Origin of the sequence: Flavobacterium chuncheonense, assembly GCF_042686145.1 — a bacterium.
Taxonomy (GTDB): Bacteria; Bacteroidota; Bacteroidia; order Flavobacteriales; family Flavobacteriaceae; genus Flavobacterium; species Flavobacterium chuncheonense.
The window spans coordinates 348,014-360,095 of record NZ_JBHUPC010000010.1 but is presented as its reverse complement, the minus strand read 5'-3'; the positions used below and the strand labels follow the sequence as shown (position 1 = coordinate 360,095).

Here is a 12,082-nt window from a genome sequence, read left to right as displayed (position 1 = left end):
AAACTTTTAAAGAAAAGACATGAGAAAAAGACAGGCCAAAAAAAGACCTCTTTTACCAGATCCAAGATTTAACGATCAGTTAGTGACACGTTTTGTGAATAACTTAATGTGGGATGGTAAAAAATCAGTAGCTTTTAAAGTATTCTATGATGCAATGGATATCGTAGAAGCTAAAAAGCAAGATGAAGAAAAAACGTCATTAGAAATTTGGAAAGATGCATTGACTAATGTTATGCCTCACGTAGAAGTTCGTTCTCGCCGTGTAGGTGGAGCTACATTTCAGATTCCAATGCAAATTCGTCCAGATAGAAAAATTTCTATGGCGATGAAATGGATGATTCTATATGCAAGAAAAAGAAATGAGAAATCTATGGCTGCTCGTTTAGCTTCTGAAGTTTTAGCTGCTGCTAAAGAAGAAGGTGCTGCTGTTAAGAAAAGAATGGATACTCATAAAATGGCAGAAGCAAACAAAGCATTCTCTCACTTTAGATTTTAATTCGTAAAGAAACATTAGAAATGGCTAGAGATTTAAAATATACTAGAAATATCGGAATCGCGGCTCACATTGATGCTGGTAAAACAACAACAACGGAGCGTATTCTATTTTATACTGGAAAATCACACAAAATTGGAGAAGTGCATGATGGTGCTGCTACAATGGACTGGATGGCGCAGGAGCAAGAAAGAGGTATTACTATTACTTCTGCTGCGACAACTTGTGAGTGGAATTTCCCAACAGATCAAGGTAAAGTTTTACCAGAATCACAATCATACCACTTCAATATTATTGATACTCCTGGTCACGTTGACTTTACTGTAGAGGTAAACCGTTCGTTACGTGTATTAGATGGATTGGTATTCTTGTTTTCTGCTGTAGATGGTGTTGAGCCTCAATCAGAAACAAACTGGAGACTTGCAGATCAGTACCGTGTACCTCGTATGGGGTTTGTTAACAAGATGGACCGTCAAGGTGCTAACTTCTTAGCAGTATGTCAGCAAGTAAAAGATATGTTGAAATCAAATGCAGTAGCAATTACTTTGCCAATCGGTGACGAAGCTGATTTTAAAGGAGTTGTTGACTTAGTGAAAAATCAAGCTATTGTATGGCATGATGAAACACAAGGTGCTACTTTTGATATTATCGAAATTCCTGAGGATATGGTGGATGATGTGAAGCATTATCGTTCTATCCTTATCGAAGAGATTGCTAGTTACGACGAGAATCTTTTGGATAAATACATGGAAGATGAAAACTCTATTACAGAGGAAGAAATTAACAATGCATTACGTGCAGCTACTATTGATATGGCAATCATTCCTATGCTTGCTGGTTCTTCTTTTAAAAACAAAGGAGTTCAGTTCATGTTAGATGCAGTTTGTAAATATTTACCATCTCCATTGGATAAAGAAGGAATTGAAGGTATTCATCCTGATGATTTAGATTTATTAGAGGAAGATCAAACTAAGATATTACGTCGTCCTGATGTAAAAGAGCCGTTTGCTGCTTTGGCATTTAAAATTGCTACTGACCCTTATGTTGGTCGTTTGGCTTTCTTCCGTGCTTATTCAGGTCGTTTAGATGCGGGTTCTTATATCTTGAACACGCGTTCAGGAAATAAAGAGCGTATTTCTCGTATCTATCAAATGCATGCTAACAAACAAAATCCAATCGAATTTATTGAGGCTGGAGATATTGGAGCTGCTGTAGGATTTAAAGATATCAAGACTGGAGATACAATGTGTGATGAAAAACACCCAATTATTCTTGAGTCAATGAAATTCCCTGATCCTGTAATTGGTATTGCTATTGAACCTAAAACTAAAGCTGACGTTGATAAAATGGGTATGGCTTTAGCTAAATTGGCTGAGGAAGATCCAACGTTTACAGTTAAAACTGATGAGGCTTCTGGTCAAACGGTTATTTCTGGAATGGGTGAGCTTCACTTAGATGTATTGATCGATCGTATGAAGCGTGAATTCAAAGTTGAAGTGAATCAAGGTGAGCCTCAAGTTGAGTACAAGGAAGCGTTTACAAGATCTGCTCAACACAGAGAGGTGTATAAGAAACAATCTGGAGGTCGTGGTAAATTTGGAGATATCGTTTTCCGTTTAGAGCCTGCTGACGATGTTGATGGTAAACCAGCAATGGGATTACAGTTTGTCAATGAAGTTAAGGGTGGTAACGTACCTAAAGAGTATATTCCTGCTGTAGAAAAAGGATTTAAAGAAGCAATGAAGTCAGGACCTTTAGCTGGTTATGCTGTTGATAGTTTAAAAGTTACTTTATTAGATGGATCTTTCCACCCTGTGGATTCTGATGCTCTATCTTTCGAATTAGCTGCTAAATTAGGATACAAAGAAGTAGCAAAAGCTGCTGGTGCTGTTATTCTTGAGCCTATCATGAAAATCGAAGTTATTACTCCAGAAGAAAATATGGGTGATATCGTAGGTGACTTGAACCGTCGTCGTGGTCAAGTAAATGATATGGGTGATAGAAATGGTGCAAAAACTATTAAAGCTGATGTGCCTTTGTCGGAAATGTTTGGTTATGTTACAACATTGAGAACGTTATCTTCTGGTAGAGCAACTTCTACTATGGAATTCTCTCACTATGCTGAAACGCCATCTAATATTTCAGAAGAGGTAATCAAAAAAGCAAAAGGTAACGCTTAATTCTTAAGAAAATGAGTCAAAAAATCAGAATAAAATTAAAATCATACGATCATAACTTAGTAGATAAATCTGCTGAGAAGATTGTGAAAACTGTAAAAAGTACAGGTGCTGTTGTGACAGGTCCAATTCCATTACCAACGAACAAAAAGATTTTTACTGTTTTACGTTCTCCACACGTTAACAAGAAATCAAGAGAGCAATTTGAACTAAGTTCATATAAAAGATTGTTAGACATTTATAGTTCTTCATCTAAGACTATTGATGCTTTAATGAAATTAGAATTGCCTAGTGGTGTTGAAGTAGAGATCAAAGTATAGTTGATTTTTAGCTGCAATAAAGTAGCATTCAAAATAAAAACCGTCAGTATTTAGTACTGCGGTTTTTTTTTAAATACCCGAGTTTAATTGGTTTAAGGCTTTAAAAAATGATTTTTTTGAGCTAACTAATTAAATTTGCGGTATTTAAATAATATTTATATATTTGCACCCTCAAAAAGAGGAAGTGCTCAAGATTTTGAGTACAATAAAAATAGAGTTTAATTAATAATTAGTTTTATATGTCTGGGTTAATCGGAAGAAAAATTGGCATGACTAGCATCTTTGATGAGAACGGGAAAAATATTCCTTGTACAGTAATTGAAGCTGGTCCATGTGTAGTTACCCAAGTCAGAACCGAAGAGGTTGACGGGTATAGTGCTCTTCAGCTTGGTTTCGATGACAAAACTGAAAAGCATACAATTAAAGCTGAAGAAGGTCACTTCAAGAAAGCTGCAACTGTTGCTAAGAAGAAAGTCGTTGAGTTCAAGTACTTTGAAGAAGAACACAAGTTAGGTGAAGTTTTAACAGTTGATTTATTCGCTGAAGGAGAATTTGTAGACGTGCAAGGTGTGTCTAAAGGTAAAGGTTTTCAAGGGGTTGTTAAACGTCACGGATTTGGTGGTGTTGGTCAAGCAACTCACGGTCAACATAACCGTTTAAGAGCGCCAGGTTCTGTAGGAGCATCGTCTTATCCGTCTAGAGTATTCAAAGGAATGCGTATGGCTGGAAGAACAGGTGGTGATAATGTAACGATTCAAAACCTTAAAGTTTTAAAAGTTGTGGCTGATAAAAATCTTTTAGTTGTTAAAGGATGTGTGCCAGGGCATAAAAACTCTTATGTAATCATTCAGAAGTAATGGAAGTAAAAGTATTAGATTTCAACGGAAAAGATACTGGTAGAAAAGTTCAACTTTCTGATTCAGTATTCGCTATAGAGCCTAACAATCACGCTGTATATCTTGATGTAAAACAATATTTGGCAAATCAAAGACAAGGTACTCACAAGTCTAAAGAGAGAGCTGAAGTTACAGGAAGTACACGTAAGATTAAAAAACAAAAGGGAACTGGTACTGCTCGTGCAGGAAGTATTAAAAACCCTTTGTTTAAAGGTGGAGGAACTATTTTTGGACCAACTCCAAGAAGTTATTCTTTCAAATTAAACAAAAACTTAAAAAGATTAGCGCGTAAATCGGCTTTATCTTTAAAAGCAAAAGAGTCTAATTTGATAGTTGTAGAAGACTTCACATTTGAAGCTCCAAACACTAAAAATTTCATTAACGTATTGAAAGCTTTAGGGTTGGAAAATAAAAAATCATTATTTGTATTGGGCGATGCAAATAAAAATGTATATTTGTCGTCACGCAATTTAAAATCGTCTTCGGTTGTAACTACTTCAGAATTAAATACTTACGGTGTTTTAAACGCATCTAAATTAGTTCTTTTAGAAGGTTCAGTTGACGTAATTGAAGCTAATTTAAGTAAATAAGAAGGTTATGAGTATCATTATTAAGCCTATTATAACTGAAAAAATAACTAAAGATGGTGAATTATTTAACCGTTTTGGTTTTGTAGTTGATAAAAAAGCAAATAAAATTCAAATCAAAAACGCTGTTGAGGCTGCTTATGGGGTGAATGTTGTTGCTGTTAATACAATGAATTACAGAGCTGATAGAAGCGTTAAGTACACTAAAAGTGGTTTAATCAGTGGAAAAACAAATGCTTACAAGAAAGCAGTTGTTCAAGTTCAAGAAGGAGAAACAATAGATTTTTACAATAATATCTAATAGAAAATGTCAGTTAGAAAATTAAAACCTATTACCCCGGGTCAGCGTTTTAGAGTTGTAAATAGCTTTGACACTATTACAACTGATAAGCCGGAAAAGTCATTATTGGCACCGAAAAAAAACTCAGGAGGTAGAAATAGTCAAGGAAAAATGACCATGCGTTATATGGGCGGTGGTCATAAGCAAAAGTATCGTATCGTTGATTTTAAAAGAACTAAAGTAGGTGTTCCTGCTACGGTTAAAACTATCGAGTACGATCCGAACCGTTCTGCTTTTATTTCATTATTAGCTTATGCTGATGGTGCTAAGACTTATGTTATTGCACAAAATGGATTAGAAGTTGGGCAAACTGTAGTTTCTGGACCAGAAGCGGCTCCAGAAATTGGTAATACTTTACCTTTAAGTAAAATTCCTCTAGGTACTGTTATTTCATGTATCGAATTAAGACCAGGTCAAGGAGCTGTTATCGCTCGTTCTGCTGGAACTTTTGCTCAATTGATGGCGAGAGATGGAAAATATGCTACAATTAAAATGCCTTCAGGAGAAACAAGATTAATCTTGTTAACTTGTTCGGCTACAATCGGAGCAGTTTCTAACTCAGATCACCAATTAGTAGTATCAGGTAAAGCTGGTAGATCTAGATGGTTAGGTAGAAGACCAAGAACTAGACCAGTAGCAATGAACCCAGTTGATCACCCAATGGGTGGTGGTGAAGGACGCTCTTCAGGAGGTCACCCACGTTCAAGAAAAGGTTTACCTGCTAAAGGTTATAGAACTCGTTCTAAAGTTAACCCGAGTAATAAGTATATCGTAGAACGTAGAAAGAAATAATAAGTAAGATATGGCACGTTCATTAAAAAAAGGACCTTATGTTCACTATAAATTAGAGAAGAAAGTTCAAGAAAATATCGAAAACGGAAACAAAGCTGTTGTTAAGACTTGGTCTAGAGCATCTATGATTACGCCTGATTTTGTTGGACAAACTATCGCAGTTCATAATGGTCGTCAATTTGTACCTGTTTACGTTACTGAAAACATGGTAGGACATAAATTAGGAGAATTTTCGCCAACTAGATCTTTTAGAGGTCACGCTGGTGCAAAAAATAAAGGTAAAAAATAATAAGAAGCTATGGGAGTTCGTAAAAGAGAAAGAGCAGAGCAGATTAAAGAAGCAAAAACACAAGTTGCATTTGCTAAGTTAAATAACTGCCCTACTTCACCTAGAAAAATGCGCTTAGTGGCAGATTTAGTTAGAGGTAAGAAAGTAGAATTAGCTCTTAATATATTAAGATTTAATAGTAAAGAAGCTTCAAGAAAAGTTGAAAAACTTTTGTTATCAGCAATTGCTAACTGGCAAGCTAAAAATGCTGATGCAAGTATCGAAGAAGCAGGCTTATTTGTAAAAGAAATTCGTGTAGATGGTGGAATGATGTTGAAAAGACTTCGTCCAGCTCCACAAGGAAGAGCACACAGAATCAGAAAACGTTCTAATCACGTTACTATCGTGTTAGGATCAAATAATAACACACAAAGCAATTAATAAACAGTATGGGACAAAAGACAAATCCAATTGGAAATAGACTTGGTATCATCAGAGGATGGGACTCAAACTGGTATGGAGGTAATGACTACGGTGATAAAATCGCTGAAGATTACAAAATCAGAAAGTATATCCATGCACGTTTATCAAAAGCTAGTGTATCAAAAATAATTATCGAGAGAACTTTAAAGCTTGTAACCGTTACTATCACTACTGCTAGACCTGGTATCATTATCGGAAAAGGTGGTCAAGAGGTAGACAAGTTAAAAGAAGAACTTAAGAAAATTACAGACAAAGAAGTTCAAATTAACATCTTTGAAATCAAAAGACCAGAGTTAGATGCTTATTTAGTAGCTAACAGTATTGGACGTCAAATCGAAAGCAGAATCTCTTACAGAAGAGCTATCAAAATGGCTATTGCGGCTGCTATGAGAATGAATGCTGAAGGTATTAAAGTTCAAATTTCAGGTCGTTTGAATGGTGCTGAAATGGCACGTTCAGAAAACTTCAAAGAAGGAAGAATTCCTTTGTCAACTTTCAGAGCTGACATTGATTATGCATTGGCTGAAGCTCATACTACTTACGGTAGAATGGGAATCAAAGTATGGATAATGAAAGGTGAGGTTTATGGTAAAAGAGATCTTTCTCCGTTAGTAGGTATGGACAAACCAAAGTCTAAATCTGCAGGATCTGGAAAAGGTAAACCAAACACACGCAAAAGAAAGTAATTTTTTAAACTAAAGAAAAATGTTACAGCCTAAAAGAACAAAATACCGTAAGGTACAGAAGGGTAGAATGAAAGGGAACTCTCAAAGAGGGCATGAACTTTCAAATGGAATGTTTGGAATTAAATCGGTTCATGAGACTGGGATGTTTATTACATCACGTCAAATCGAGGCAGCTCGTATCGCAGCTACTCGTTTCATGAAAAGAGAGGGTCAATTATGGATCAAAATTTTCCCAGACAAACCTATTACTAAAAAGCCTCTTGAAGTACGTATGGGTAAAGGTAAAGGTGCAGTTGAATATTGGGCTGCAGTTGTAAAACCAGGGAAGATTATGTTTGAAGTTGGTGGAGTGCCACTTTCTGTTGCAAAAGAGGCTTTACGTCTTGCTGCTCAAAAACTTCCTGTTAAAACTAAGTTTGTCGTTGCTAGAGATTTCGAAGCATAATCAAAAAATATTATGAAACAATTAGAAATAAAAGATCTATCTGCAGCTGAGTTACAAGAAAAACTTAGTCAGTTAAATAAAACTTACGCTGACCTAAAAGCGGCTCATACAATTTCTCCAATTGAAAACCCACTTCAATTACGTTCAGTAAGAAGAGGTATCGCGAGAATTAATACTGAGTTAACTAAAAGAGAGTTACAATAATTGTATTCTGCTGAAAGATGGAAAAAAGAAATTTAAGAAAAGAGAGAATTGGTGTTGTTACTAGCAACAAAATGGAGAAATCTATTGTTGTTTCTGAAACAAGAAGAGTAAAACACCCATTATATGGTAAGTTCGTGTTGAAAACTAAGAAATATGTTGCACACGACGAAACAAACGACTGTAACATTGGTGATACAGTAAAGATCATGGAAACAAGACCTTTATCTAAATCAAAATGTTGGAGATTAGTTGAAATCATTGAAAGAGCGAAATAATTATGGTACAACAAGAATCAAGATTAAAAGTAGCAGATAACACGGGAGCTAAAGAAGTTTTAACTATCCGTGTTTTAGGAGGAACGAAACGTCGTTATGCCTCTGTAGGAGATAAAATTGTAGTTTCTATTAAAGATGCAACACCAAACGGAAACGTGAAAAAAGGTGCTGTTTCAACTGCAGTTGTTGTACGTACTAAAAAAGAAGTGAGAAGAGCTGATGGATCTTACATCCGTTTTGACGATAACGCATGTGTATTGTTAAACGCTGCAGGTGAAATGAGAGGTACTCGTGTTTTTGGTCCGGTTGCCAGAGAACTTCGTGAAAAACAATTCATGAAAATTGTATCATTAGCACCAGAGGTGCTTTAATTCTATAAATGATGACAAAGCTAAAAATTAAATCTGGAGACGTAGTAAAAGTAATTGCTGGTGACCACAAAGGTTCTGAAGGTACAGTTTTACGCGTTATCCGTGACAAAAATAAAGCGGTAGTTGAAGGTGTGAACATGGTTTCTAAACACACGAAGCCAAGTGCGAAAAACCCTCAAGGTGGTATCGTTAAGAAGGAAGCTCCAATTCATATTTCTAACTTATCATTAATTGACCCAAAATCTAAGTCAGTTACTAAAGTTGGTTTCAAAGTTGAAGGAGATAAGAAAGTAAGAGTTTCAAAAAAATCTAATCAAGTATTATAGTAATGGCTTATATACCTAGATTAAAAGAAGAATATAAGAGTAGAGTAATCTCTGCTCTTACAGAAGAGTTCGGTTACAAGAATGTAATGCAAGTTCCAAAACTTGAGAAAATTGTTGTAAGCCGTGGAGTTGGAGCAGCAGTGTCTGACAAAAAGTTAGTTGATTACGCTGTAGAAGAAATGACTAAAATTACTGGGCAAAAAGCAGTTGCTACTATTTCTAAGAAAGACGTTGCGTCTTTCAAGTTAAGAAAAGGTATGCCAATTGGTGCTAAAGTAACTTTACGTGGCGAAAGAATGTATGAGTTCTTAGATAGATTGATTACATCTTCTTTACCACGTGTAAGAGACTTCAATGGTATTAAGTCTACAGGTTTTGACGGAAGAGGTAATTATAACCTAGGAGTTTTAGAGCAAATCATTTTCCCAGAAATTGATATCGATAAAGTAAATAAAATTTCGGGATTTGATATTACTTTTGTAACTTCGGCGAAAACTGATAAAGAAGCTAAATCATTATTAACTGAATTAGGTTTACCTTTTAAAAAGAACTAAGACATGGCTAAAGAATCAATGAAAGCCCGTGAGGCGAAAAGAGAAGCGTTAGTAGCGAAATATGCTGGTAAAAGAAAAGCTTTGAAAGAAGCTGGTGATTACGAAGCATTACAAAAGTTGCCAAAAAATGCATCTCCAGTTCGTTTACACAATCGTTGTAAATTAACGGGTAGACCAAGAGGTTATATGCGTCAGTTTGGTATTTCACGTGTAACTTTCCGTGAAATGGCTAACCAAGGATTAATTCCTGGTGTTAAAAAAGCAAGCTGGTAATAAAAAAAGATTATTAATTGATTGAAGGTTCAACAGGCGAGTGCCTGTTGAAAACCACAATCGCAATTCTATACATATGTATACAGATCCAATCGCAGATTTTTTAACGAGAGTTAGAAACGCAGTTAGAGCTAATCACAAAGTGGTTGAAATTCCTGCTTCTAATCTTAAAAAAGAAATCACTAAGATTTTATTCGAACAAGGGTATATCTTAAGTTACAAATTTGAAGATAATACTGTACAAGGTACTATCAAAATCGCTCTTAAGTATGATAAAGATACTAAAGAGTCAGTAATTAAAGATATCCAAAGAATTAGTAAACCAGGTTTACGTAAGTACTCAGGTTCATCAACTTTACCAAGAATCTTAAATGGTTTAGGTATTGCTATCGTTTCGACTTCGAAAGGAGTTATGACAGGGAAACAAGCGAAACAGCTTAACGTTGGTGGAGAAGTAATTTGTTACGTATATTAATAAAAAGGCGAAAGAATGTCAAGAATAGGTAAAAATCCAATTGCAATTCCAGCGGGAGTAACTGTAGAAGTGAAAGATGCTGTAGTTACAGTAAAAGGAAAATTAGGCGAGCTTTCTCAGGACTTTTCTGATGTTACTGTTAAAGTAGAAGACAATCATGTGATTGTTGAGCGTTCATCAGATCATAAGAATGAAAGAGCGAAACATGGTCTTTATCGTTCTCTTATAAACAACATGATTATAGGAGTTTCAGAAGGTTTTACTAAAGAGTTAGAATTAGTGGGTGTTGGTTACAGAGCATCTAATCAAGGTCAAAAACTTGATTTAGCTGTTGGTTTCTCTCACAACATTGTTCTAGAGATTGCTCCAGAAGTAAAAGTGGAAACAGTATCTGAAAAAGGTAAAAATCCAATAGTGAAATTATCATCATTTGACAAACAATTATTAGGTCAGGTATCTGCTAAAATCAGATCTTTCCGTAAACCTGAACCTTACAAAGGGAAAGGTATTAAGTTTGTAGGTGAAGTATTAAGAAGAAAAGCAGGTAAATCAGCTTAAAAATTAAGACTATGTCATTAACAAAAAGTGAAAGAAGACAAAGAATAAAATTCAGAATTAGAAAGGTAGTTAGCGGTACTGCTACTCAACCTAGATTGTCTGTATTTAGATCTAATAAAGAAATCTATGCTCAAATCATAGATGACGTAAACGGTGTTACATTAGCTGCTGCATCTTCTCGTGAAAAAGAAGTGGTTAAAGGTACAAATGTTGAAACTGCAAATGCAGTTGGAAAATTAGTAGCAGAGAGAGCTCTTAAAGCTGGTATTGAGAACATTTCTTTTGATAGAGGTGGTTATTTATACCATGGACGTGTTAAATCATTAGCTGAAGGAGCTAGAGAAGCTGGACTTAAATTCTAAGAAATTATGTATCAAAAATATAAAAATGTAGAGCTAGTAAAACCAGGAGGTCTTGAATTAAAAGATCGTTTGGTGAATGTAAATCGTGTTACTAAAGTTACTAAGGGAGGTAGAGCATTCGGTTTCTCTGCAATCGTAGTAGTTGGAGACGAAAACGGTGTTGTAGGACATGGTTTAGGGAAATCAAAAGATGTTTCTGAAGCTATTGCTAAAGCAGTAGAAGATGCTAAGAAAAATCTTGTTAGAATTCCATTGAACAGTGCTACTGTACCTCACGAACAAAAAGGTAAATTTGGTGGAGCAAGAGTATATTTAATGCCAGCTTCTCATGGTACTGGAGTTATTGCCGGTGGTGCAGTACGTGCAGTATTGGAGTCTGTAGGTGTTCATGATGTATTGTCAAAATCTCAAGGTTCATCAAATCCTCATAACGTTGTTAAAGCTACTTTTGATGCTTTATTACAAATGAGAAGTGCTGCTACTATTGCTAAGCAAAGAGGTATTTCTTTAGACAAAGTATTTAAAAGTTAAAAATTCAAGGAAAAATGGCAAAAATTTTAGTAAAACAAGTTAAAAGTAAAATCAATTGTCCTCTTACTCAAAAGAGAACATTGGAAGCTTTAGGTCTTCGTAAATTAGGACAAGTTGTTGAGCATGATGCAAATCCTGCTATCCTTGGAATGGTAAATAAAGTTAAACACTTAGTTTCTGTTGAAGAAACTAAATAACATTAATCGTTATGAATTTAAGTAACTTACAACCAGCAGAAGGTTCAGTTCACAACCAAAATAAAAGAGTAGGTAGAGGAGAAGGTTCAGGAAAAGGTGGTACTTCTACAAGAGGTCACAAAGGAGCTAAATCTCGTTCAGGTTATTCTAAGAAAATTGGTTTTGAAGGAGGGCAAATGCCACTTCAAAGACGTGTACCTAAGTTTGGATTTAAGAATATAAACAGAGTAGAATATCAAGGAATCAACCTTGATACTATTCAATCATTAGTAGATAATGGTGTTATTACTGATACACTTGATTTAAGTGTATTAATTGACACACGTTTAGCTACAAAAAATAGCTTGGTAAAGATTTTAGGAAGAGGTGAGCTAAAGGCTAAACTTAAAGTAAGTGCTCACAAATTTACTGCTACTGCAAAAGCTGCTATCGAGGCTGCTGGTGGAGAAGTAGTAACTTTATAATCCTT

The 12,082-nt window shown here is 35.3% G+C and carries 23 protein-coding genes; all 23 read left to right on the top strand.

Annotation, left to right across the window (positions count from 1 at the left end; translation table 11 throughout):
* Positions 1-19 precede the first annotated feature (19 nt).
* The 23 genes from rpsG (at position 20) to rplO (ending at position 12,077) form a co-directional block, all read left to right on the top strand.
* Positions 20-496, top strand: coding sequence for a 30S ribosomal protein S7 (gene rpsG, locus ACFS5J_RS03615; RefSeq protein WP_379810637.1), 477 nt, complete (start codon positions 20-22; stop codon positions 494-496).
* A gap of 20 nt (positions 497-516) precedes the next feature.
* Positions 517-2,673: an elongation factor G gene (gene fusA, locus ACFS5J_RS03610; protein ID WP_379810636.1), complete on the top strand. Its 2,157-nt coding sequence runs from the start codon at positions 517-519 to the stop codon at positions 2,671-2,673.
* Between the two features lie 11 nt (positions 2,674-2,684).
* A complete protein-coding gene (gene rpsJ / locus ACFS5J_RS03605; RefSeq protein ID WP_045968439.1) occupies positions 2,685-2,990 on the top strand; it encodes a 30S ribosomal protein S10 in 306 nt (101 codons plus the stop codon).
* Between the two features lie 239 nt (positions 2,991-3,229).
* Positions 3,230-3,847 (top strand): 50S ribosomal protein L3, encoded by a 618-nt coding sequence (gene rplC / locus ACFS5J_RS03600; RefSeq protein WP_379810635.1) that lies wholly within the window; start codon positions 3,230-3,232, stop codon positions 3,845-3,847.
* Complete coding sequence (gene rplD / locus ACFS5J_RS03595) at positions 3,847-4,476, top strand: 50S ribosomal protein L4 (RefSeq protein WP_379810634.1); 630 nt, start codon at positions 3,847-3,849, stop codon at positions 4,474-4,476. The genes rplC and rplD overlap by 1 nt, the downstream gene beginning before the upstream one ends.
* A gap of 7 nt (positions 4,477-4,483) precedes the next feature.
* On the top strand, positions 4,484-4,774 hold the full coding sequence (rplW, locus tag ACFS5J_RS03590; RefSeq protein ID WP_379810633.1) for a 50S ribosomal protein L23: 291 nt from the start codon (positions 4,484-4,486) through the stop codon (positions 4,772-4,774).
* A 6-nt stretch (positions 4,775-4,780) separates the two neighbouring features.
* Positions 4,781-5,605, top strand: coding sequence for a 50S ribosomal protein L2 (gene rplB, locus ACFS5J_RS03585; protein WP_379810632.1), 825 nt, complete (start codon positions 4,781-4,783; stop codon positions 5,603-5,605).
* A gap of 10 nt (positions 5,606-5,615) precedes the next feature.
* Positions 5,616-5,894 (top strand): 30S ribosomal protein S19, encoded by a 279-nt coding sequence (gene rpsS / locus ACFS5J_RS03580; protein ID WP_379810631.1) that lies wholly within the window; start codon positions 5,616-5,618, stop codon positions 5,892-5,894.
* 9 nt (positions 5,895-5,903) lie between these two features.
* The gene (rplV, locus tag ACFS5J_RS03575; RefSeq protein WP_379810629.1) at positions 5,904-6,314 is read left to right on the top strand and encodes a 50S ribosomal protein L22; all 411 of its coding nucleotides are present in this window, start codon (positions 5,904-5,906) and stop codon (positions 6,312-6,314) included.
* Between the two features lie 8 nt (positions 6,315-6,322).
* Positions 6,323-7,042, top strand: a complete 720-nt coding sequence (gene rpsC / locus ACFS5J_RS03570; RefSeq protein ID WP_379810628.1) for a 30S ribosomal protein S3 — start codon at positions 6,323-6,325, stop codon at positions 7,040-7,042.
* A gap of 19 nt (positions 7,043-7,061) precedes the next feature.
* Positions 7,062-7,487: a 50S ribosomal protein L16 gene (rplP, locus tag ACFS5J_RS03565; RefSeq protein WP_379810627.1), complete on the top strand. Its 426-nt coding sequence runs from the start codon at positions 7,062-7,064 to the stop codon at positions 7,485-7,487.
* Between the two features lie 12 nt (positions 7,488-7,499).
* Positions 7,500-7,691, top strand: a complete 192-nt coding sequence (gene rpmC / locus ACFS5J_RS03560) for a 50S ribosomal protein L29 (protein ID WP_379810625.1) — start codon at positions 7,500-7,502, stop codon at positions 7,689-7,691.
* A 17-nt stretch (positions 7,692-7,708) separates the two neighbouring features.
* A complete protein-coding gene (rpsQ, locus tag ACFS5J_RS03555; RefSeq protein WP_023570336.1) occupies positions 7,709-7,966 on the top strand; it encodes a 30S ribosomal protein S17 in 258 nt (85 codons plus the stop codon).
* Between the two features lie 2 nt (positions 7,967-7,968).
* A complete protein-coding gene (gene rplN / locus ACFS5J_RS03550) occupies positions 7,969-8,337 on the top strand; it encodes a 50S ribosomal protein L14 (RefSeq protein ID WP_007803649.1) in 369 nt (122 codons plus the stop codon).
* Between the two features lie 11 nt (positions 8,338-8,348).
* Entirely contained in the window at positions 8,349-8,663 is a 315-nt protein-coding gene (rplX, locus tag ACFS5J_RS03545; RefSeq protein ID WP_140996480.1) for a 50S ribosomal protein L24, read from the top strand.
* Positions 8,664-8,665: 2 nt separating this feature from the next.
* A complete protein-coding gene (rplE, locus tag ACFS5J_RS03540; protein ID WP_379810624.1) occupies positions 8,666-9,217 on the top strand; it encodes a 50S ribosomal protein L5 in 552 nt (183 codons plus the stop codon).
* Positions 9,218-9,220: 3 nt separating this feature from the next.
* On the top strand, positions 9,221-9,490 hold the full coding sequence (gene rpsN, locus ACFS5J_RS03535) for a 30S ribosomal protein S14 (protein WP_379810622.1): 270 nt from the start codon (positions 9,221-9,223) through the stop codon (positions 9,488-9,490).
* Between the two features lie 76 nt (positions 9,491-9,566).
* Complete coding sequence (gene rpsH, locus ACFS5J_RS03530; protein WP_379810620.1) at positions 9,567-9,965, top strand: 30S ribosomal protein S8; 399 nt, start codon at positions 9,567-9,569, stop codon at positions 9,963-9,965.
* A gap of 15 nt (positions 9,966-9,980) precedes the next feature.
* Positions 9,981-10,523, top strand: coding sequence for a 50S ribosomal protein L6 (rplF, locus tag ACFS5J_RS03525; RefSeq protein WP_379810619.1), 543 nt, complete (start codon positions 9,981-9,983; stop codon positions 10,521-10,523).
* 11 nt (positions 10,524-10,534) lie between these two features.
* A complete protein-coding gene (rplR, locus tag ACFS5J_RS03520) occupies positions 10,535-10,885 on the top strand; it encodes a 50S ribosomal protein L18 (protein ID WP_379810618.1) in 351 nt (116 codons plus the stop codon).
* 6 nt (positions 10,886-10,891) lie between these two features.
* The gene (gene rpsE, locus ACFS5J_RS03515) at positions 10,892-11,416 is read left to right on the top strand and encodes a 30S ribosomal protein S5 (protein WP_379810617.1); all 525 of its coding nucleotides are present in this window, start codon (positions 10,892-10,894) and stop codon (positions 11,414-11,416) included.
* 14 nt (positions 11,417-11,430) lie between these two features.
* Complete coding sequence (gene rpmD / locus ACFS5J_RS03510; protein ID WP_379810616.1) at positions 11,431-11,613, top strand: 50S ribosomal protein L30; 183 nt, start codon at positions 11,431-11,433, stop codon at positions 11,611-11,613.
* 11 nt (positions 11,614-11,624) lie between these two features.
* Entirely contained in the window at positions 11,625-12,077 is a 453-nt protein-coding gene (gene rplO, locus ACFS5J_RS03505) for a 50S ribosomal protein L15 (RefSeq protein WP_379810614.1), read from the top strand.
* The last annotated feature ends 5 nt before the right edge of the window (positions 12,078-12,082 follow it).

Bases quoted from the DNA above. Each gene is read 5' to 3' on its own strand.
- rplD (WP_379810634.1), top strand. From the start codon at position 3,847: ATGGAAGTAAAAGTATTAGATTTCAACGGAAAAGATACTGGTAGAAAA.
- rplP (WP_379810627.1), top strand. From the start codon at position 7,062: ATGTTACAGCCTAAAAGAACAAAATACCGTAAGGTACAGAAGGGTAGA.
- rplW (WP_379810633.1), top strand. From the start codon at position 4,484: ATGAGTATCATTATTAAGCCTATTATAACTGAAAAAATAACTAAAGAT.
- rplX (WP_140996480.1), top strand. From the start codon at position 8,349: ATGACAAAGCTAAAAATTAAATCTGGAGACGTAGTAAAAGTAATTGCT.
- rplN (WP_007803649.1), top strand. From the start codon at position 7,969: ATGGTACAACAAGAATCAAGATTAAAAGTAGCAGATAACACGGGAGCT.
- rpsQ (WP_023570336.1), top strand. From the start codon at position 7,709: ATGGAAAAAAGAAATTTAAGAAAAGAGAGAATTGGTGTTGTTACTAGC.
- rplF (WP_379810619.1), top strand. From the start codon at position 9,981: ATGTCAAGAATAGGTAAAAATCCAATTGCAATTCCAGCGGGAGTAACT.
- rpsE (WP_379810617.1), top strand. From the start codon at position 10,892: ATGTATCAAAAATATAAAAATGTAGAGCTAGTAAAACCAGGAGGTCTT.
- fusA (WP_379810636.1), top strand. From the start codon at position 517: ATGGCTAGAGATTTAAAATATACTAGAAATATCGGAATCGCGGCTCAC.
- rpmC (WP_379810625.1), top strand. From the start codon at position 7,500: ATGAAACAATTAGAAATAAAAGATCTATCTGCAGCTGAGTTACAAGAA.
- rplB (WP_379810632.1), top strand. From the start codon at position 4,781: ATGTCAGTTAGAAAATTAAAACCTATTACCCCGGGTCAGCGTTTTAGA.
- rplE (WP_379810624.1), top strand. From the start codon at position 8,666: ATGGCTTATATACCTAGATTAAAAGAAGAATATAAGAGTAGAGTAATC.
- rplO (WP_379810614.1), top strand. From the start codon at position 11,625: ATGAATTTAAGTAACTTACAACCAGCAGAAGGTTCAGTTCACAACCAA.
- rpsG (WP_379810637.1), top strand. From the start codon at position 20: ATGAGAAAAAGACAGGCCAAAAAAAGACCTCTTTTACCAGATCCAAGA.
- rpsH (WP_379810620.1), top strand. From the start codon at position 9,567: ATGTATACAGATCCAATCGCAGATTTTTTAACGAGAGTTAGAAACGCA.
- rpsN (WP_379810622.1), top strand. From the start codon at position 9,221: ATGGCTAAAGAATCAATGAAAGCCCGTGAGGCGAAAAGAGAAGCGTTA.
- rplV (WP_379810629.1), top strand. From the start codon at position 5,904: ATGGGAGTTCGTAAAAGAGAAAGAGCAGAGCAGATTAAAGAAGCAAAA.
- rplR (WP_379810618.1), top strand. From the start codon at position 10,535: ATGTCATTAACAAAAAGTGAAAGAAGACAAAGAATAAAATTCAGAATT.
- rplC (WP_379810635.1), top strand. From the start codon at position 3,230: ATGTCTGGGTTAATCGGAAGAAAAATTGGCATGACTAGCATCTTTGAT.
- rpmD (WP_379810616.1), top strand. From the start codon at position 11,431: ATGGCAAAAATTTTAGTAAAACAAGTTAAAAGTAAAATCAATTGTCCT.
- rpsC (WP_379810628.1), top strand. From the start codon at position 6,323: ATGGGACAAAAGACAAATCCAATTGGAAATAGACTTGGTATCATCAGA.
- rpsS (WP_379810631.1), top strand. From the start codon at position 5,616: ATGGCACGTTCATTAAAAAAAGGACCTTATGTTCACTATAAATTAGAG.
- rpsJ (WP_045968439.1), top strand. From the start codon at position 2,685: ATGAGTCAAAAAATCAGAATAAAATTAAAATCATACGATCATAACTTA.